This window comes from Sphingomonas aurea (assembly GCF_030678875.1).
GTDB lineage: Bacteria > Pseudomonadota > Alphaproteobacteria > Sphingomonadales > Sphingomonadaceae > Sphingomonas > Sphingomonas aurea.
Map to the genome: position 1 here is coordinate 188261 of NZ_JAUUDS010000005.1, position 18119 is coordinate 206379.

General features: G+C 70.6%; 20 protein-coding genes. 5 read left to right on the forward strand and 15 right to left on the reverse strand.

Annotated elements, in window-relative coordinates; genetic code table 11:
* Positions 1–102: 102 nt before the first annotated feature.
* Positions 103–759 carry an RBBP9/YdeN family alpha/beta hydrolase gene (locus Q5H91_RS11450; RefSeq protein ID WP_305173537.1) on the forward strand — a complete coding sequence of 219 codons (657 nt, stop codon included), beginning with the start codon at positions 103–105 and terminating at the stop codon, positions 757–759.
* A gap of 7 nt (positions 760–766) precedes the next feature.
* On the opposite strand, the gene Q5H91_RS11455 is transcribed toward Q5H91_RS11450, so the two are convergent.
* The 8 genes from Q5H91_RS11455 to Q5H91_RS11490 all read right to left on the reverse strand — a co-directional run bounded on the left by Q5H91_RS11455 (position 767) and on the right by Q5H91_RS11490 (position 8647).
* Entirely contained in the window at positions 767–1291 is a 525-nt protein-coding gene (locus Q5H91_RS11455) for a CAP domain-containing protein (protein ID WP_305173538.1), read from the reverse strand.
* Positions 1292–1374: 83 nt separating this feature from the next.
* The gene (locus tag Q5H91_RS11460) at positions 1375–1983 is read right to left on the reverse strand and encodes a L,D-transpeptidase family protein (RefSeq protein ID WP_305173539.1); all 609 of its coding nucleotides are present in this window, start codon (positions 1981–1983) and stop codon (positions 1375–1377) included.
* Between the two features lie 31 nt (positions 1984–2014).
* Positions 2015–2689, reverse strand: coding sequence for a PEP-CTERM sorting domain-containing protein (locus tag Q5H91_RS11465; protein WP_305173540.1), 675 nt, complete (start codon positions 2687–2689; stop codon positions 2015–2017).
* A 315-nt stretch (positions 2690–3004) separates the two neighbouring features.
* The gene (locus tag Q5H91_RS11470) at positions 3005–3559 is read right to left on the reverse strand and encodes a septal ring lytic transglycosylase RlpA family protein (RefSeq protein ID WP_305173541.1); all 555 of its coding nucleotides are present in this window, start codon (positions 3557–3559) and stop codon (positions 3005–3007) included.
* 9 nt (positions 3560–3568) lie between these two features.
* On the reverse strand, positions 3569–5113 hold the full coding sequence (locus tag Q5H91_RS11475) for a sensor histidine kinase (RefSeq protein ID WP_305173542.1): 1545 nt from the start codon (positions 5111–5113) through the stop codon (positions 3569–3571).
* Positions 5110–5826, reverse strand: a complete 717-nt coding sequence (locus Q5H91_RS11480; protein ID WP_305173543.1) for a response regulator transcription factor — start codon at positions 5824–5826, stop codon at positions 5110–5112. The genes Q5H91_RS11475 and Q5H91_RS11480 overlap by 4 nt, the downstream gene beginning before the upstream one ends.
* 17 nt (positions 5827–5843) lie before the next feature.
* On the reverse strand, positions 5844–7250 hold the full coding sequence (locus tag Q5H91_RS11485) for a DUF4153 domain-containing protein (protein WP_305173544.1): 1407 nt from the start codon (positions 7248–7250) through the stop codon (positions 5844–5846).
* A 314-nt stretch (positions 7251–7564) separates the two neighbouring features.
* Positions 7565–8647, reverse strand: coding sequence for an extracellular catalytic domain type 1 short-chain-length polyhydroxyalkanoate depolymerase (locus Q5H91_RS11490; protein WP_305173545.1), 1083 nt, complete (start codon positions 8645–8647; stop codon positions 7565–7567).
* A gap of 162 nt (positions 8648–8809) precedes the next feature.
* Between Q5H91_RS11490 and uvsE the strand changes: the two genes are divergently transcribed.
* The gene (gene uvsE, locus Q5H91_RS11495; RefSeq protein WP_305173546.1) at positions 8810–9964 is read left to right on the forward strand and encodes a UV DNA damage repair endonuclease UvsE; all 1155 of its coding nucleotides are present in this window, start codon (positions 8810–8812) and stop codon (positions 9962–9964) included.
* Positions 9965–10002: 38 nt separating this feature from the next.
* Here uvsE and Q5H91_RS11500 read toward each other — a convergent pair whose 3' ends face one another.
* Positions 10003–10272, reverse strand: coding sequence for a hypothetical protein (locus Q5H91_RS11500; protein WP_305173547.1), 270 nt, complete (start codon positions 10270–10272; stop codon positions 10003–10005).
* Between the two features lie 57 nt (positions 10273–10329).
* Positions 10330–10920, reverse strand: a complete 591-nt coding sequence (locus Q5H91_RS11505) for an ankyrin repeat domain-containing protein (RefSeq protein WP_305173548.1) — start codon at positions 10918–10920, stop codon at positions 10330–10332.
* A gap of 69 nt (positions 10921–10989) precedes the next feature.
* Here Q5H91_RS11505 and Q5H91_RS11510 point away from each other — a divergent pair, with 69 nt between their 5' ends.
* From Q5H91_RS11510 to Q5H91_RS11520, 3 genes are read left to right on the forward strand one after another with little or no spacing between them, the layout of a single operon-like run.
* A complete protein-coding gene (locus Q5H91_RS11510; RefSeq protein WP_305173549.1) occupies positions 10990–11571 on the forward strand; it encodes an SCO family protein in 582 nt (193 codons plus the stop codon).
* Positions 11568–12017 carry a YcgN family cysteine cluster protein gene (locus Q5H91_RS11515; protein WP_305173550.1) on the forward strand — a complete coding sequence of 150 codons (450 nt, stop codon included), beginning with the start codon at positions 11568–11570 and terminating at the stop codon, positions 12015–12017. The genes Q5H91_RS11510 and Q5H91_RS11515 overlap by 4 nt, the downstream gene beginning before the upstream one ends.
* Positions 12014–12706 (forward strand): M48 family metallopeptidase, encoded by a 693-nt coding sequence (locus Q5H91_RS11520; RefSeq protein WP_305173551.1) that lies wholly within the window; start codon positions 12014–12016, stop codon positions 12704–12706. The genes Q5H91_RS11515 and Q5H91_RS11520 overlap by 4 nt, the downstream gene beginning before the upstream one ends.
* Here the strand turns inward: Q5H91_RS11520 and Q5H91_RS11525 are convergent.
* The 5 genes from Q5H91_RS11525 to Q5H91_RS11545 form a co-directional block, all read right to left on the reverse strand.
* The gene (locus tag Q5H91_RS11525; protein WP_305173552.1) at positions 12682–14814 is read right to left on the reverse strand and encodes a transglycosylase domain-containing protein; all 2133 of its coding nucleotides are present in this window, start codon (positions 14812–14814) and stop codon (positions 12682–12684) included. The genes Q5H91_RS11520 and Q5H91_RS11525 overlap by 25 nt on opposite strands.
* 69 nt (positions 14815–14883) lie before the next feature.
* Positions 14884–15285: a peptide-methionine (R)-S-oxide reductase MsrB gene (gene msrB / locus Q5H91_RS11530; protein WP_305173553.1), complete on the reverse strand. Its 402-nt coding sequence runs from the start codon at positions 15283–15285 to the stop codon at positions 14884–14886.
* 31 nt (positions 15286–15316) lie between these two features.
* Positions 15317–16405 (reverse strand): NAD(P)/FAD-dependent oxidoreductase, encoded by a 1089-nt coding sequence (locus tag Q5H91_RS11535; RefSeq protein ID WP_305173554.1) that lies wholly within the window; start codon positions 16403–16405, stop codon positions 15317–15319.
* Positions 16384–17067, reverse strand: coding sequence for a methyltransferase domain-containing protein (locus Q5H91_RS11540; protein WP_305173555.1), 684 nt, complete (start codon positions 17065–17067; stop codon positions 16384–16386). Before Q5H91_RS11540 ends, Q5H91_RS11535 begins: the two co-directional genes overlap by 22 nt.
* Positions 17064–18119, reverse strand: coding sequence for a type III polyketide synthase (locus Q5H91_RS11545; protein WP_305173556.1), 1056 nt, complete (start codon positions 18117–18119; stop codon positions 17064–17066). Before Q5H91_RS11545 ends, Q5H91_RS11540 begins: the two co-directional genes overlap by 4 nt.

Sequence of the window (18119 nt, forward strand, 5' to 3'; positions counted from 1 at the left end):
ATTCCGCCGCACAGTGATTGTCTACTAACCTGGTAGGAGTTAATCACGATGCGTTAGACGTCACGAACGGGCGCCGACCCGTTCCGAGCGCAGGAGGGTGTCATGTTCCACACAGGTGAAGCGACCGGCCCGACGATTCTCATGGTGCCGGGTCTCGGCGGTTCCGGACCGTCGCACTGGCAGAGTCTGTGGGCGCAGCGGCGTGCCGACACCAGCGTCGTCGATTTCGGTGACTGGAACACTCCCCATCGCAACAGCTGGGTCGCGACGCTTGATCGCGCGATCGCCAACGCGCAGGCACCGGTGATCCTGGTCGCGCACAGCTTGGGCTGCTTGGCGGTCGCGTGGTGGGCGCATCTGTCGCCGCAGCCCTATGGCTGGCCGGTCGCCGGCGCGCTGCTGGTGGCGCCCGCCGATGTCGACCGTCCGGCGGTGCAGGAGGAACTGCGCGGCTTCTCACCCAGCCCGGCGGTGCTGCTGCCGTTCCCCTCAACGGTGGTTGCCAGCCGCAACGACCCGTGGATCTCGGCCCAGCGCGCCCACAGCTACGCTGCCGGTTGGGGCAGCCACTTCGTCGATATCGGCGAGGTCGGCCACATCAACGCGGCCAGCGGCCTGGGTTATTGGCCGGAGGGTGAGGAACTGCTCGACCGGGTCATTGCGGCGGCGCTGGACGGCCATGCCCGCCCCCGCGCGCCAGGCGATGCGAGAGCGATGCTGTCGCATGATCGCTCGGGTGCAGGGCAGCGGCTGTCATGAGCCCCGTCTAGAAGGGGCGCTCGCCCGTATAATTGCCGGCCTGGCTGTACCGGCACACCAGGATGTCCTCGTCCGCACCCTCGGCGACGGCACAGCCGACCGCGTTGGTCCGGCGCCACATCATCTGAGTGTAATGGTCCACATCGGCGACCCGCCCGGTCACGCTGTTGTCGGGAAAGGTGCCGGCCTTGAAGAAGCGCCGCTCGCGCGCCCAGGCCCCGACCATCGATTCGACCGCGAAGGCGTTGCGCGTGCCCGCCCACAGGTTCTCGCCTTGTGGATTGCCGGGATCGTCGGGCGAATGGCGAAATGCACCGCTCGCCGCCAGGTGATCGGCCCAGCGCTTTGCGTCGCTCGCCAGCCCCGCGTCCCAGTGCAGCGGCGGCACGCCGACGACCGCCCGCTCGCGGTTATGCCCCGCCAGCAGCCGGCCTTCAAGGTTCGAGGTCAGCCCGGTCGCCCCGATGACCAGCGGCGACAGGGCGAGCATCGCGACCCGCGCCAGCCATAATGTCGATCGACCTCCCCGCACCGGATACCCTCCTCCGCCAGATGCGAAGGACGATGCGGTTCAACAGGTAATCAACAGGTTAACGGGGGCAAGTCCGGCGACGATCAGGTGCGATTCTGGGCCGGATCGGTCCTGGCGGGGAGGATCGCCACCGGATCGCCACGTTTGACCACGGCGAACAGCCGCTCGGCGAACGCGGGCGGCACGCCGATGCAGCCATGGGTGGCAGCACCCTGCCGTACCGCGCTGGCGTGGATCGCCACGCCGTCGCCCGTCAGCCGCAGCATGAAGGGCATTTCGGCGTCATAGAGGGTCGAGCGATGCTCGGCCGCCTTTTCCAGGATGGGGAAGGTGCCGGTCGGCGTCGGCTTGCCATCGGTGCCGTACAGGATCACGGCGGTGCCGATCTCGTCGCCGCCGCGGAACACCGAAACGGTCTGCTGTGCCAGGTCGACGCGGACCCATACCGGTCCGTCCGCCACGCCGTCATCGTTCCAGCGATAATCGCCGTAATGCATGGCATCGGGCGTGTTCAGCACGCTGCGCACCTGTCGGGTGGCGCCGTCGGGCATGGTAAGGGTGGGCAGATGGCCGGCCAAGAAGCGAACCCGGTCGCCCTCGATCGCCGACTGGGGCAGGGGCGGGGGCGGGGCCGCCCTGTCGCGCGCGCCGCCAAAGGCGACGGTCGCGGCCAGCGCGAGTCCGCCGAACATCGCTATGCCCCAGGCGTACCGCATGACGGGCTCAGCGCGCCTCGACAGTCCGGGGCAGCGGCGCCCCGCGCCGACGACGCAAGCCCAGACCGGCGGTGAAGAAACCCAGGATGGTCATCAGCCAGGTCGACGGTTCCGGCACCGCACTGACCGGCGGATCCACGGGCGTCGTTGTGCCGCCGCCACCGCCACCGGTGTTACCGCCACCGCCGCCGCCTACTCCGGTCACGCCCGACACGGGGGCGAGCGTCGTTGGCACCAACCCTGGGCTGGTGACGAGCGGATCGGTCGCCTCGGCCACGGGTGCACCCAATGCCTGCTGCGTCACCGGCAGCGCGGATGGCAGTGCCGCGACCGGCGTGCCCGCTGGTGTCGCAGCGGTGGGCCGCGTCCGCTCCTGCCCCAGCGCCCGTTCGACTGGAGCCTTGTGGGCATAAGCGAGCTTGGTCTGGGTCAGCGCACCCGGCGCGCGGGCACCCGGTGAACGGGCTGCCAGGATGGCGGCAGGATCGGCCATTGCTGACGCCAGCGCGCTTTCCACCGCGGTGCTGGTGCTGAACAGCATGATCGTCGCGAGCGCCGCAGCGGAAACGCCACCGATCGCGGCGAGCGGCTTGGCGACCGGCGCGAGCGGTGACGATCGGACCATCAGTCCGATGCGGCTACCGTAATCGGCGATCATCCCCTTTGCGTCGTCCCAGAGCATGAGCTCCTCCCTGTTCATCGCCCCGATGGCGTCCCTGGCCCTTGTATCTGTCGTGCGGCCACGGGCTTTCGACTCAACGTTTGGCTGTCGGAATGGATTACAGGAGAATCCAAAGAAAGTTCCGATGTTATTCAGCCACAGCACGTCGCAAAGTGAAACGCTGATCCTAGTTAAGGATAAAAGGTCCGAAAATGTCGTATCGGACTGGTACGACGGACTTCCATAGTAAGAAACAGGCGAGATATAGCCCGGCGGTCCCGATCGGCTGTCCTGTCCGAACCGCCCAGTTCGATATCCCGAGTCGCAGCCCCGATCTCAATCCTTCACATGGGCCGCTGCCAGTTGCCCGCGCAGGTTCGCGAGCACCCGCTCCGATACCGGCGGCAGCGTGTGGGCGGCCCGGCCACGGCGCAGCCGGGCGCGGTCCGCGTCGTCCGGCTCGATCCGCCGCACCCGCACCGCCGCCGACCCCTGCCGGCGAAAGCCCAGCGCCTCGGCCGCGCCCTTCGACAGGTCGATGATCCGCGCCGCCCCGGCGAAGGGTCCGCGGTCGTTGATGCGCACCACGATCCGCCGTCCGCTGTCGAGCGCGGTGACCTCGACGTATGTCGGCAGCGGCAGGGTGGGATGGGCGGCGGTAAGCCAGCGGGCACGGAACCGCTCGCCATTGGCGGTGCGGTTACCCGACTCGTTCCCGTACCAGCTGGCGTAGCCTAGCATGTCGAAGGTTGGATTGGCGGCGGGAACATAGGTGGTAGTGCCGACCCGATATGGCCGCCCGATCCTGACCGGCAGGTCGCGGACCGGCGGGCCGCCCGCGCAGCCCCATAGCAGCAGCGCGGCGAGGATCGATGCGGCTGTCCGTGTCATCGCGCCGCCCTACCCGGGCAGCCGGATCAGGAACAGCGCCCCGCCGCCCTGCTCGGCCAGTTCGATGGCGCCGCCATGGGCGTGGAGCAGCGAGCGCGCGATCGGCAGGCCCAGCCCGGTGCCGCCGCTGGTCCGCCGGCTGGTAAAGAACGGCGTGAAGACACGTTCGCAGTCACCCGACGGGATGCCGGGACCATCGTCGCCGACCGCCAGCAGCACCGCGTCGCCCTCCGCGTGCGCCGAAAGGGAGACGGCGGTCGCGCCGGCCTGGCGGCTGTTCTCGATCAACCCGGTCACGACCGCCGCCACCGTCTCGGCCGGCACCGCCACGGCCAGCGCCCCCGCCGCATCGACGGTTACCGCGAAATCCGCCCCGCGATGCGCGTCGGCGAGCCGGTGGAGTACTGGCATCAGCGGCGTCGCGAGCCCCTCGACCGGCTCTGCCATGTCGGCGCGCGCCAGGTCGAGCAGCCGCGTGACGAGCTGCGCCAGCCGCTCGGCATCGGCGGCCATGTTGGCCAGAAAGCGGCGGCGATCCCCGGCGGCCATGTCAGGATGGTCCTGCAACAGCTCGACCGCGCCGCCGATCCCGGCCAGCGGGGTCTTGAACTCGTGGCTGACCGCATGGGCGAAATCGCGCAGGTAGCGGGATCGCCGCTCGATCGCCGCCGCCATCACCGCGAAGTCGCGGTAGAGTGCCTGGATCTCGACCGCCGCGGTCGGCGGCACCGGGGGCACGGTGCCGCCCCCGGCCGCCACCGCGCGCGTCGCCTCGCCCAACGCCTCGACCGGGCGGACGATCCCGCGGGACAACAGCCCACTCAGCACGACCAACGTCGCGAAGATCAGCGCGATGCCGAGCAGGATCTTGCCGCGATCCTCATAGATGCCGACGAACAGCGCCCTGGGCGAGCGCGACAGCAGCAGCACGCCGACCACCCGCCCGTCGGCCACGATCGGCCGCGCATGGTGGATACGCAGGTTCGACGCGCGGCTCAGCCACTCGAACGCGTAGAGCGGCCGATAATCGTCGTTGCGGCGCAGGACGGTGGCGGGCCGCCCGGCGAGCGCCGCCCGCACCTCCGGCAGATCGGCGTCGCTGCCCCCCGCGCCCGGACCGACCAGGATGCGCCCGCGCGCGTCGAGCAGCAGGATCGAGGCAAGCGTCGTCCGCGCGGTCAGCCGCAGGACCGGCCGCAGCGCCCCGGCCCAGGCGATGGCCCCGGCGTCGATCGGCCCGGCGGCGGGGCGGGGCAGGGGCCGCTCGGGCAGGATCGGCGACAGGCGCAGGTCGATCGTCGGCGGCTCGGCGACATAGCCGGGCGGTGCGACAGTGTCCGCGCGCCAGTCGAGCGCACCCGCCGCCGCCAGCGCCGCCCCTTGCGCGACCAGCTCCGCCTCGGTCTGGCGGACCAGCGTGTTCTCGTACACCCGTAGGAAGAGCGCGCCGACGCCGGGCAGCGCCGCGACGAAGACGAAGGTGGTGAGCAGGATGGTGCGCAGCCGCAAGCGCGGCCAGCGGTCGCGCACCGCCTGTTTGAACCGCGCGATCATCCGCCGCCGCAGAGCCCCAGCCGGTATCCGATGCCGGCGCGCGTCTCGATTACGTCATCGGCGCCGACGGCCGCAAACTTGGCGCGCAGGTTGCGGACATGGCTGTCGATCGTTCGGTCGGTGATCGCGAAACCGGGACCGTGCAGCCGGTCGATGATCGCCTCGCGACTGAACACCTTGGACGGCATCGCCGCCAGCGTGCGCAGGATGCCGAACTCGGTCGCGGTCAGCGCCACCGGCGTTCCCGCCCAGCTCGCTTGCCAGCCGTCGGCGTCGAGCGTCAGTCGCCCATGAACCAGCGGGTGCGCCAGCTCGGCAGCGGCGGGCGGGCGCGCGGCGGTGCGGCGCAGGATCGCCATCACCCGCGCCGCCACCTCGCGCGGGGAGAAGGGCTTGGTGACATAATCGTCCGCGCCCAACTCGATCCCCAGCACGCGATCGATCTCGTCGTCGCGGCTCGACAGGAACAGGATCGGCACGTCGCTGGTCGCGCGCAGCCGTCGGCATGCCTCGATCCCGTCCATCCGGGGCATGTTGATGTCGAGCACGATCAGGTCGGGCGTCGCGCGCGCGACGCTTGCCAGCACCGCCTCGCCATCCTCCGCCTCGATCGTGTCGAGCCCGGCCTTGCCCAGCGCGAAGACTAGCAGCTGACGGATATGGGGATCGTCGTCGGCGACGAGGATGGTGCGCGGCATGGGACAGGGGATCATCGCTCCGCCTCCCTGGGTCAAGCGCGACCGCACGCGACGGGCGGTGCCGCTGCCAGCCGCCGGGCGCCGCGTGGCGTCCACGCGCGCCACTGGGCCTGCCGCCCGGCCAGGCTGCACTGAATGTCCATCCGTATCCCATGCACCCGCGCGCGAAGTTCGGGGTCGCGCACCCGCGCCTCCAGCGTCACCAGGGGCAGCAGTGCGCCGTCGCCGGTCTCGTGGAGATATTCCAGGTCGATGCCCCGCACATCGGCCGCGCGCACGTTCCACCACGCCGCCACTGCGCCCAGATCGACCGCCCCCGCCGCCGTCAGCACGGCCAGCGCCGCCGCTGCGTTCGTGTTGACGAGCCAGCGCGCGCTCTTGTCCCGCAGGATACGCCAGCCGATCAGCACCAATCCCAGCGCGACCAGCGCCATCCATGCCAGCGCCGCGATCCGCCATGCGGTCAGCATCGACGTGGCGATATAGTCGATCGTCCTGAGCGCGCTGGAGGCGACCAGCACGACGTTCTGCGCCACCCATAATGTCACCAGCCGCCGCGCGAGCGGGTGGCGCGCGCTCTCGCTGCCCGGCCGCAGCATCGCCAGCGCCATCGCGCCGGCCAGCAGCGCGGTGACGATCAGCGGATAGGCGCCGCGATGGACATACTCGGTCTGCGACATGCCCGCGGGCAGCGCTGCGCCGCTCCACAGAAAGGCGATGTCGAGCAGGTTCTGCACCGCGAACAGCGCGTTGAACAGCGCGAGCGCTATCAGCACCGAGGGTAGCGACGTGCCCGGCAGTCGCGGTTCCGGATCGGGCAGCCGTGCCGCCCAGCGCAACACCGCGGCGTGCGGGCGCATGCTGGGCCAGGCGAGTGCGGCAAGCACCGTCCAGAACAGCAGCCGGCCGGGGCTCGGCAACCGAATATCGGCCAGTGCCGCGCCGATCAGCGGGTTGGCGCCCGCGAACAGCGCCACGAACACCAGCCCGCCGACCAGCGGCAGCGCCAGCACGCCTGCCAGCGCGCCCGCCGGCATCCGCCCCGCGCGGCGCGGCCGGGCGAGCGCGCGCAGGTCGCGCAGCGGCACCACCGCGCTGCTCGCGGCGTGCAGCCCCAGCCGCCATGCCCAGCGCCAGGCATCGTCGAACCGCGTGACGCGCGGCAGGAGCGCCGCCATCGCCAGCGCCGCCCAGAACATCAGCCACGCGAGCGGCCCCGGATCGTCGACCAGCATCGCGGCATAGACCAGTGCCGCCGCCACTGCGCCCAGCGCCAGCCGGCTCCGCCGCACATCGGGCCTGGCGACCACTACCGCCGCCAGCCAGCCGAGCGCGAACAGCCCCAGCATCGTCCCCGCCGGGTCGTCCCCGAACAGCCAGTCCCCCAGCGCGACCAGCCCCGCCAGCGCCGCCGCCTTCACCCAAAACCCGAACCGCATCGCCCATCCCTTCGTCAGGAAGGGCTGGATCTAGTCACCGCGCATCCACCGGGGATGCGCCGGAGAGGGAGACGGCAAAGAGATATGGTGCAGTTTCGGTGCATTCCGGAAGCGATCACCCCCGGTAAGGGGGCGGCCCGGTTTCGACAGGGTTGGCAATGTTTTCGCGCGAAGACGCGAAGACGCGAAGGCGTTGCGTCTGCCTCCGCGGCAGCTCTCCGGTTCGAGTTTGTCAGAGTAAGGTGCGCTGCCGCGCGCACGAGACGTCTTTGCGTCTTCGCGGCTTCGCGCGAAAATCAAACTCCGCCAAGAATCTACCGCATCAACCCAGCAGCGCGCAGCGCATCCTCGATGACCTGCGCCGGCCCCGATGGCGCCGTCACGGTGCGCGCAGGCTCCGCATCTTTTGCCGGCCGCCGCGTTCGGGGCGCCACCGCCTCCGTCAATCCCCAGAACGCCGCGATATGTCGGGTCGAGGAAATTCCCGCATCCAGCATATGCGCACCCGCCACCTCCGCGCCGTCGCTGCCCTGCGGGTCGAGCGGGGTGCCGTGGCCCATGCCGGCGATCCGATATTCCTCGATCACCGCGCGTCCGGCGGCGTCGCGCCACAGGCGGTGCTGCGCGCCGTCTACCGTGTCGACCTCCGCCGCCCGCGCGTCGAGGCCATGCAGCGCCTGCCACTGTGCCAGCGTCGCCGCCGCGTTGCTCGGGTCGACGGTGGTGTCGCCGCTGCCATGCCAGACCGAGACGGTCGGCCACGGTCCCGCATACCTCGACGCGGCGCGCACCGTGCCGGCCAGCGTCCGTGGATCGACCACGCCCGCGCCGCGCATCCGGTCGAGCGCCTGCACGACCGACGTCGCGCTGCCATAGGGAAGCCCGGCGATGATCGCGCCGCCCGCGAACAGCTCCGGACAGGTCGCCAGCATGACCGCCGTCATCGCGCCCCCCGCCGACAGGCCGGTGACGAAGACGCGGGCGCGGTCGATGCCGTGTGCGCGGATCGCCGCCTCGGTCATCTGCCGGATCGATTCCGCCTCGCCGCCGTCCCGATGAATATCCTCGGGCTGAAACCAGTTGAAGCAGAGATTGGGATTGTTCGCGCGCACCTGCTCGGCGAACAGCACGACGAAGCCGTGTTGGTCGGCCAGTCGCGACCAACCCGACCCTGCGTCATACCCGGCAGCGCTCTGCGTACAGCCGTGCAGTACCACGACCAGCGCCGGCTTCGCGGCCAGCGTATTCGGCACATGGATGCGCGCACGCAAGGCGCCGGGGTTCGACCCGAAACCGGTCAGGTCGTGCAGCCGGTCCGCACCCGACACGGGCGGCATGATCGGCATGGCGGTGCGGGCCTTGGCCAGGCGCTGCAGCGTATCGGACAGTCGGCGCATGCGAACACTCCCTTAGCGGATGGTCCGCCACAGCCCGACGACAGTCAAATGCTGCGCTGCACAATATGGTCTCTCGCGCCGCGATGGCAAGCCGCGTGATGCGGAGCCGAGCGGCAAGTGCTGCGTTGCAAAGGGGTTACCCAGACCGGAGCTGCCCCGTTGATGACCGATCCCGCCCGTCCGCTCCGCCTGGGTTTCCCGGTCAAGGTCATGGGCCGTCCCGAGCTGAAGAGCCAGGACACGCGCCGCTGGCAGAAGAACCCGCACCTGAAATGCTCGCTCGAGCTGCTCGACGCGGTCCTGGACTATCTGCGCGCAGAGCGGCTCGATATGTACCGCCTGTCCTCCGACATCGCGCCTTATGCCACCCATCCGGACATGCCGCAGTTCCACGCCATGGTCGCGGAGAGCGACGCGGAGCTGCGTGCGTTCGGGGCGAAGGCGCGGGCGCTCGACATCCGGCTGTCCTTCCACCCCTCGCAATACGTCCTCCTCAACGCCCCCGATCCTCAGCTGACCGCCAAGAGCATCTGGGACCTTGCCAGCCAGTCCGAGATGCTCGACCGGATGGAGCTGGACGACGAGGCGGTGGTCATCACCCATGTCGGCGGCGTGTACGGCGACCACGACGCCAGCCGCGCGCGCTGGATCGCGGGGTGGGAGCAGTGCCCGGAGCATGTCCGCCGCCGACTGGTGCTGGAGAATGACGATATCCGCTTCAGCGCCGCCGACGCGCTGTGGATTCACGAACGGACAGGGGTGCGGCTGGTCTTCGACTACCAGCATTTCTGGTGCCTCAACCCCGAGCGGCTCGACATGCGCGACACGCTGGAGCGATTCCTGGCGACCTGGCGGGCAGGGGTCCGGCCCAAGATCCACTTTTCCTCGCCCCGCACCGAGCTGCGCGAGATCAAGCAGAAGATCACGCCGAAGCAGCGCGCCGCCGCCCAGGCGGGCAAGCGGCCGGGAAAGGCCGAACTGCTCAAGGCGCCGATGAAACCGACCGCACGGGTGAAGACGGTGCTGCGTCCGCCGATCTGGACGGGCCATGCCGACTTCACCAACCCGTTCGAATTCGCCACCTTCATGCGGATGGCCGAGGGGCTGGTGTTCGATGTCATGATGGAAGGAAAGTCGAAGGACATCAGCCTGCTGCGCCTGCGCCCCGACCTCCTCCGCTATGCCCCGGACGTCGCCGCGCGCTTCGGCATCACGGCCGATGACGCCGCCCAGTTCGCCGCCGACGAAGCGCGGCTGGAGAAGGGTGTCGACGCTGACGGCGAGCCGGATGTCGACGAGGGACGGTCAGCCGCCTGATCCGCGTCCCCTCCATAAGGAGGGGAAGGGAAGGTCGGTCAGTCGGTGGCGCGCCGCGAGGGCTTTGCCGAGCGCCGCTTGCGCCGCGGCTTGTCCGCCTTCTTCGATCGCAGGAAGAACGCCCCGGCCAGCGTCGCAAGCGCCCCGATCCCGACCGCTGCGACCAGCGGCACGATCAGCCGGTTGCCTTCGGGTGCGCGCTGCTCATCGCGCGGAGGCTTTGCCTTGGCGGGTGCCGGCGGGTGCGGCGGTTCTTCGCGCGGGAACGGGGACTGGTTGCCCGGCGGCACCGGTGGCGAGTGGGACATGGCGGTTTCTCCTTCGTTCCCAGCCGCCAACGTCCCGCTCCGGGCAATGTTGCACGCTTACAGCCGCGGCCCCGCCACCGCCGGCTTGGCACGTTTCGGCGTCTCGGCGAACAGCTTGGCGATCGTACCCGACCGGCCGTCCTGCTCGGCATAGTCGCGCGCCGACAGGCCGGCGATCACGTCCTTCTGGTCCGGATCGGCGCCCGCCGCGGTCAGCACGCGGACCATGTCGATGCTGCGGCTCTGCACCGCGGCGATCAGCGGCGTGACGCCCGACTGGTTGCCCAGGTTCGGGTTCGCCTTGCCCGCGATCAGGATCGGCAGCAGGTCGCGCTGGCCCAGCTGCGTCGCCAGCAGCAGCGGCGTGTTGCCCTGCCGGTCACGCAGGTTCGGGTCGGCGCCCTTCTGCAGCAGGTAGCGGACATATTTGTCGTCGCCGCGCTTCACCACGATATGCAGCGCACCCTCGCCCGAGCTGGTCTCGCGCGCATTGACCAGGTTGCTGCCGGGGCGGTCGAGCATGTCGATCACCTCGTTGCCCTTGGCGTCCTTCACCGCCTGCAGGAACTTGTAGCTTTCCGACTGCTGCTGCGCGGTTACGGGCGCGGCCAGCGCGAGCATGGCCAGAATTAGGGGCTTGCACTTCATCGAAACGTCCTCGGGCTCGGTCGCTGCTGCTTGCGCGGGTGGCGCTAACAGATCAAGGGTGGCTGCGCCATGAACCTGCGCTGGATCCTGCTGCCGCTCGCGCTCGCCGCCTGTCAGAAGCCTGCTGCCGACACAGGCCCCCCGCCGCTCGCCGGCGCCAGGATCGGCGGCCCGTTCAGCCTGACCGACCAGGACGGCCGCACCGTCACCGACCGCAGCTTCGCGGGCAAGTACCGGCTGATGTATTTCGGCTATACCTTCTGCCCCGATGTCTGCCCGACCGACATGGCCGCGATCGCCGCGGGACTGAAGCAGGTGGCCGCCGACGCGCCCGCCACCGCCGCTAAGGTCGTGCCGATCTTCGTCACCGTCGATCCCGAGCGCGACACGCCGGCGGTGCTGAAGCAGTTCACCGCCGCCTTCTCCCCCCATCCGGTCGGGCTGACCGGTAGCCCGGCGGCGATCGATGCCGTCAAGAAGGCCTATGGCGTCTATGCGGCGAAAGGCGCGGCGACGCCCGGCGGCGGCTACATGGTCGATCACAGCCGCCAAGCTTACCTGATGGGTCCAGACAATCGCCCGGTCGCGCTGGTCCCGCAGGACCAGGGGCCGAAGGCGGTCGCCGCCACCGTCGAGCAGTGGGTGAAATGAGAGCCGGAGAGAAGGCCGGACGCTTCTGGGAAGACGTGCCGATCGAGCGGCTCGATCGCGGCCAGTGGGAAGCGCTGTGCGACGGCTGCGGCAAGTGCTGCATCCACAAGCTGGAGGACGAGGAGACCGGAGAGGTCCACCCGACGAACGTCGCCTGCCGCCTGCTCGACCGCCGCAGCGGCCAATGCTCCGACTATCGCCATCGCCGCGCCTATGTGCCGGAATGCGTGCGCCTGACCGCCGGCAACGTCCGCGACATCGACTGGCTGCCGTCGACCTGCGCCTATCGCCTGCGCGCCAATGGCCAGCCGCTGCCCGAGTGGCACTATCTGGTCAGCGGCGACCGCGAGGCGGTCCACCGCGCCGGCCAGTCGGTGCGCGGCTGGACAGTCAGCGAGGATGATGTGGGCGACATGGAGGACCATCTGGTCGAGCGCGAGTTGTGAGTCTCGCGCAGGTAGGGGGCGCGGAGGTCGAGATCGTCCGCCACCCGCGCGCGCGCCGCTGCACTCTGTCGATCGATCCCGCCAGCGGCCGTGCGCGTCTGGTCCTGCCGCGTCGTGCCGCCCTGTCGACCGCGCTCGCCTGGGCGGAGGGGAAAGCGGGGTGGCTGGCCGAGCAGCGCGCTGCCCTGCCGCTGGCACGGCCGTTCGTGCCGGGCGCGACCTTCAGCGTCGCCGATGCCGCCGTCACCCTCGTCCGCGAGGAGGGGCGTCGTCGCGCGCTGGTCCGTGACGGCGATCGCCTGCTGATCGCCGGGCCGGAAGAAACGATCGCGCGGCGGGTCGAGGCGTGGCTGCGTGCCGAGGCGCTCGCCCTGCTCACTGCCGAAACCGCGGAGTTCGCCGTCAAGGCGGGCGTCACCGTCGCCCAGGTCGGCATCGGCGATCCGCGCCGCCGCTGGGGCAGCTGTGCGTCGTCAGGGATCATCCGCTATAGCTGGCGGCTGCTGCTCGCCCCCGGATGGGTCCGCCGCGCCACCGTCGCGCACGAGGTCGCGCATCGCGTCCACATGAACCACGGCGCGCAGTTCCACGCGCTCGTCGCCACGCTGCTAGGCGAAGACCCCACACCCGCGCGCCTCTGGCTGCGCGAGCATGGCGCCGCCCTTCACTGGGTCGGGCGCGCGTCCTGAAGCTGACGCGCCGCCGGCGCGGCGGGCGCCGTTGCCGGAGTGTCGCGCCGCGGGACCGGACCGGGATCGCGCTGGGGCTGGTCGCGCCCCGATACGCTGTCGATCAGGTCGTCGAGCTGCTGCTGCGGCGTGCGTGCCGGCGCGGTTCGCTCGGGCGCAGGACCCTCGTCACCGATGTCGGCGCCGGTCGGCGGTGCCGGATCGGCGGGCTGCTGGGGCAGGGGATTGCCGTTCTCGTCGACGAAGGTCGCGTTGTCGGGCGCGCCGTAATAGCTCTCCTCGTCGGGCTCCAGCTGCCACTCGGGCAAGGTGACCTGCGTGTCGAACTGCTCGATCGGCCGGTCGGCGGTGGCGGGGCGCATGAACGCGGCGAAGGCGCGGGCGGGTGCGGTGCCGCCATGCAGCCCGCGCACCGGCTTGGCATCGTCGCGGCCCATCCACACGCCGGTGGTCAACCCGCTGGAAAAGCCCAGGAACCAGCCGTCCTTCAGTGAGGTCGTGGTGCCAGTCTTGCCCGCCACCGGCCGGCCGATCTGCGCCTCGCGGCCGGTGCCGGTATTGACCGTCGTCTGCAGCAGGTCGGTCATCGCCGCCGCGACATAGGGCGCGACCAGCACGCGGCTGCGATCGACCTCATGCGTGTAGATCGTCTCGCCGTTCGCGGTCACACGGGTGATGCCATAGGGGACGACCGCGACCCCCTTTGCCGCGACGCTGGCAAAGGCGCGGGTCATGTCGATCAGCCGCACGTCGCTGGTGCCCAGCACCATCGCCGGATGCGTGTTGATCTGGGTGGTGATGCCGAACCGGCGCGCCATGTCGGCGATGGTCGCGAAGCCGACCTCCTGCCCCAGCTTGGCCGCCACGGTGTTGAGCGAATAGGCGAAGGCGGTGCGCAGCGTCACGTTGCCCGAATTGTGCCGCGAGTCGTTGCGCGGGCTCCAGCCGTCGATCGTGACCGGCTCGTCGACGACGACGTCCTCGGGCTTGTGCCCGGCTTCCAGCGCGGCGAGATAGACGAACAGCTTGAACGCCGAGCCCGGCTGACGCTGCGCCTGGGTCGCGCGGTTGTAGATCGACGAGACGTAATCGGTGCCGCCGACCATCGCCCGTACCGCACCGTCGCGGTCGAGGCTGACGAGCGCCCCTTGCGCGCCGGCGGGCACGTTCGCGCGGATCGCGGCATCGGCCTGGCGCTGCATCTTCGGGTCGATCGTCGTCCAGACCTCCAGCGGCGCCTGAGTCTCGTCGATCAGCGTGTCGAGCTGGGGCAGGGCCCAGTCGGTGAAGTAGCGCGCGCTGTTCTGCGGCGGCTCCGGCGCCAGCTTCAGCCCCTCGGGGTCGGCCTGCTCGGCCTGGGACTGCGTGACATAGCCGTTGCGCACCATCTGGCGAAGCACCACCCCGGCGCGGCCCTTGGCGGCGTCGGCGTCGGCGGTGGGGGAATAGTTGGACGGCGCCTTGACCAGCCCGGCGATCACCGCCGCCTCGGCCAGGCTCAGCCGGTCGGCGCCGTGGCCGAAGAACTTGCGGCTCGCCGCGTCGATCCCGTACGCGCCGCCGCCATAATAGACCTTGTTCAGGTACAGCTCGAGGATCTGGTCCTTGGAGAATTTCCGCTCCAGCGCCAGCGCCAGGATCGCCTCGCGGAACTTGCGCCCGAACTTCTTCTGGCTCGACAGGAAGACGTTGCGCGCCAGCTGCTGGGTGATGGTCGACCCGCCCTGCACCCGCCGGCCGCGCTGGTAATTGACCCAGAGCGAGCGGACGATGCCGAGCGGATCGACGCCGGGATGCGAGCGGAAGCGGCTGTCCTCCACCGCGACGGTGGCGTCGCGCATCACGGTCGGAATGCTGTTATAGGTCAGCCACTCGCCGTAGCTCGGCCCCAGTGACACGATCACCGATCCGTCGGCAGCGTGGACGCGGATCATCTGGCCGTTGGGCGAGGACTTCAGCTCCTCGAAGCTCGGCAGCTGCGACCGCGCGACATAGACCGCGATCACCAGCGCGCCCAGGCCGATCACGGCCAGCCCGATCAGGATCTTGAGGGTAAGGCCCAGGCGGCGGCGCCAGGGCGAACGGGTTGCGGAACGCTTGCGAGCCATGAAGGCCCAGCGAAATACGCGTTAACCCTGCCGCCGACAAGCGTTACCGCAGGCCGGCGGCGGTTCGGGTCAACCCGCCTTGCGCGGCCGGAAATCCAGCGCGATCGAGTTCATGCAGTAGCGCAGCCCGGTCGGCGGCGGACCATCAGGAAAGACATGGCCCAGATGGCTGTCGCAGCGCGCGCACCGCGTTTCGGTCCGTACCATGCCGTGACTGCGATCGGTATGGTCGGACACCCGATCGGGCGCGATGGGCTGGGTGAAGCTGGGCCAGCCCGAGCCGCTGTCATATTTGTCGGCGCTGTCGAACAGTTCGTTGGCACAGGCGGCGCAGCGATAGATGCCGTCTGCCTTGTTGTCGTTCAGCGCGCCGGCATAGGCCCGCTCGGTCCCGGCCTCGCGCAGGACATGATATTGCTCGGGCGTCAGGCGCTTGCGCCACTCGGCCTCGGAAAGGTTCAGCTGATCCATGGCCATAATTTCGTGAGCGCCCCCTGCGCGGTCAAGCCCCTGTCGGCGCATCGTGATCGATCCGCGTCGCGGCGGCCATGATCTGGATCAGCCCCGGCGTCGCCGCACGGACGAGCCACGGCGCCGCAGCGCCTTCCGCCAGCCGCCGGAGCAGCCCGGCGACCGCCATCGGACGCCGTACCCGTGCCGCGAAATGCGGTTGCCACGCGCGCGCCGCCGCGCCGCCGCCACGGGCATGGGCGCCTGCCGCCGCGATGCCGCTCGCCAGCGCGATTCCCATCCCCTCGCCGGCCAGCGACGGGATCACCGCCGCCTGGTCGCCGAGCCGGAACAGCCCCGCCGTGCCCGCCCGCGCGCGCCAGCCATAGGGGACGTTGGCGACCGCCTGCACGGGTTCCGAGGTCATGAAGCTCAGCCGCTCGCCCAGGTCGGGCGCCTCTGCTGCCAGCATCGCGAGCAAGGCCGCGGGCGACCCGGCCGCGTCCAGGCGTGAGCGATGGACCGCCATGCACAGGTTGACGCCACCGTCCTCCTGCCGCGCGATCCCGGCATAGCCCCGTGCGAACAGGTGCAGCTCGATCGCCGGCCCGACCAGCCGGTCGAGCGCCGGCGATCCGGGCAGCCTTACTCGCAGCCCCAGTGTCGGGTCGCTCCCCCGCGCCGCGGCCGGGCGGGCCAGCCCGCGCAGGTCGTGCTTGCCGGTCGCGAGGAACAGTGCAGCGGGCATCAGCGCCGCCCCGTCCGCCAGCCGCAGCGCGCCGTCCTCAACCGATCGCACCGCCACGCCACGCTCGACCGCGTCGACCTGCGCGAGCAGTGCCGCGTCCAGCGTCCTTCGCGACACGGCCAGTGCCGGCCAGGGCAGGGGCGCCACCGCACGCCGACCGCCGGCGAACACCCGCACCTCGCCGATCCGCTCGCGATTGAGCGCGTCCGCCTCGATCCCCAGCCGCGCCAGCGCAGCCAGGCTCCGCCAGCTGAGGAACCCGCCGCACAGCGCGTCGCCCGTCTCCGCCGTCCGTTCCAGCAGCAGCGGCCGCTCCCCCGCCGCCGCGAGTGCGATTGCCGCCGCCGCCCCGGCGGGGCCGCCGCCGACGATCAGCGGGCCCGTTCGACGCACAGCCGGAATGGAAAGGCGCGGAACACCCGCGCGTCGGCTATCCCTGCCTTCTCCAGCAGCTCCGCCCAGTCGCTCCGTCGAAAGGCGCGCGCGATCGATACGGTGCCATCATGGCGCACGATCGGGTGCCAGCGCGCGATCCGCGCCAGCAGCGGAAAGCCGCGATAGGCGAAGCCGTGGCGGTGCAGGTCGTTGACGAACCAGGCGCTCGCATGCCCCTCCATCCAGCGCAGGAACGCGACCAGCTCGGGTGCCGTCATGTGATGCGCGACGAGGCTGCTGACGACCGCGTCCCAGCCGCGCCCCATCATCTCGTAATCGCCGGTGCGATAGCGGATCGTCGAGTCGGCCGGCGTGTGCAGCCGTGCGGCATATTCGCTGCGCGGATTCAGGTCGATGCCGACCAGCTCGGTCGCGATCCGGCGCTTGCGCGCCCAATGCTCGATCCGCCGCAGCATGTCGCCGTCGCCGAACCCGACGTCGAGGATACGCAGCGAGTCGCGCCCCTCGGCGATCCGCGACAGGAAGTTCAGGGTCGGCCGCGCCGCGAGCGTGACGGTGTTGACGCGCGCCAGGTCGCCGACCACCGCGGCATAGGTGTCTGCGTCCAGATCGTCGGCATCCATCAGCTCGCGCGCGATCCGGCGGCGGGCGAGCGTCATGCCACGCTCCGGAAGCCGAACCCCTCGGCCGCCAGCCCCGGTCCGAAGGCGAGCGCAACGCCGTGCTCCACCCGCGGCCCCGCCAACAGTCGCGCCAGCGTGAACATCAGCGTGGCGGAGGACATGTTGCCGCAGTCGTTCAGCACCCCGCGCGCCGCGTCCAGCGCGTCCGTCGGCAGGGCGAGCGCCGTCTGCACCGCATCGAGGATCGATCGCCCGCCGGCATGGACCGCCCAGGCATCGACTGCCCGTCCGCCGGTGACGGTATCGCGGAACGCCGGCTCAGCCAGCGCTGCGCCGATCCGCCGTGGCACCTCGCCCGACAGGGTCATGGCGAAGCCGCGGTCGGTGATCGTCCAGCGGATCAGCGTGTCGCTGTCGGGCAGGGTCGCCGCGAACGGCCGTTCCAGTGCGAAGCCCTGGGGATCGGCCGTGACCAGCGCCGCCGCCGCGCCGTCGCCGAACTGCAGCTGCGCCAGCAGCGCTTCGGGCTCCGGCGTGTCCTGCAGGTGCAGCGTCGACAGCTCGCAGGCGATCACCAGCACCCGCGCTGCCGGCTCCGACCGGACGATGTGCCGCGCGCTGCGCAGGGCGGCGACCGCGGCGTAGCAGCCCATGAACCCGACCAGCAGCCGCTCGACCGAACCTTCCAGTCCCAGTGCCCGCGCGACGATCTGGTCCAGTCCCGGCGCGACGAAGCCGGTGCAACTGGCGACCACCAGATGGGTGATGCCGTCGAGCGACACCTGTGTCGCGAGGTCGGCCACCGCCGCCAGCGCCAGCGCGGGTGCGGCCTCGGCATAGATCGCCATCCGTGCCTCGGTTCCCGGCAGCACCGGCCCGGCGTAGAAACCGCCCTTGCCGGTTGGCGACCCGCCGTCGGTGGCGGAGGGCAGCACCGACCAGCGATGCGCGATCCCCGCGCGGCGCGCCATCCGATCGAACAAAGCGCGGTGGGGCGCGGCTACCCGTTCGCTGGCCCAGGCGATGAAGGCTTGGTGGACGTCATGGTCGGGCGTGGCGACGCCGACGGCGTTGAGACAGGCATGCAC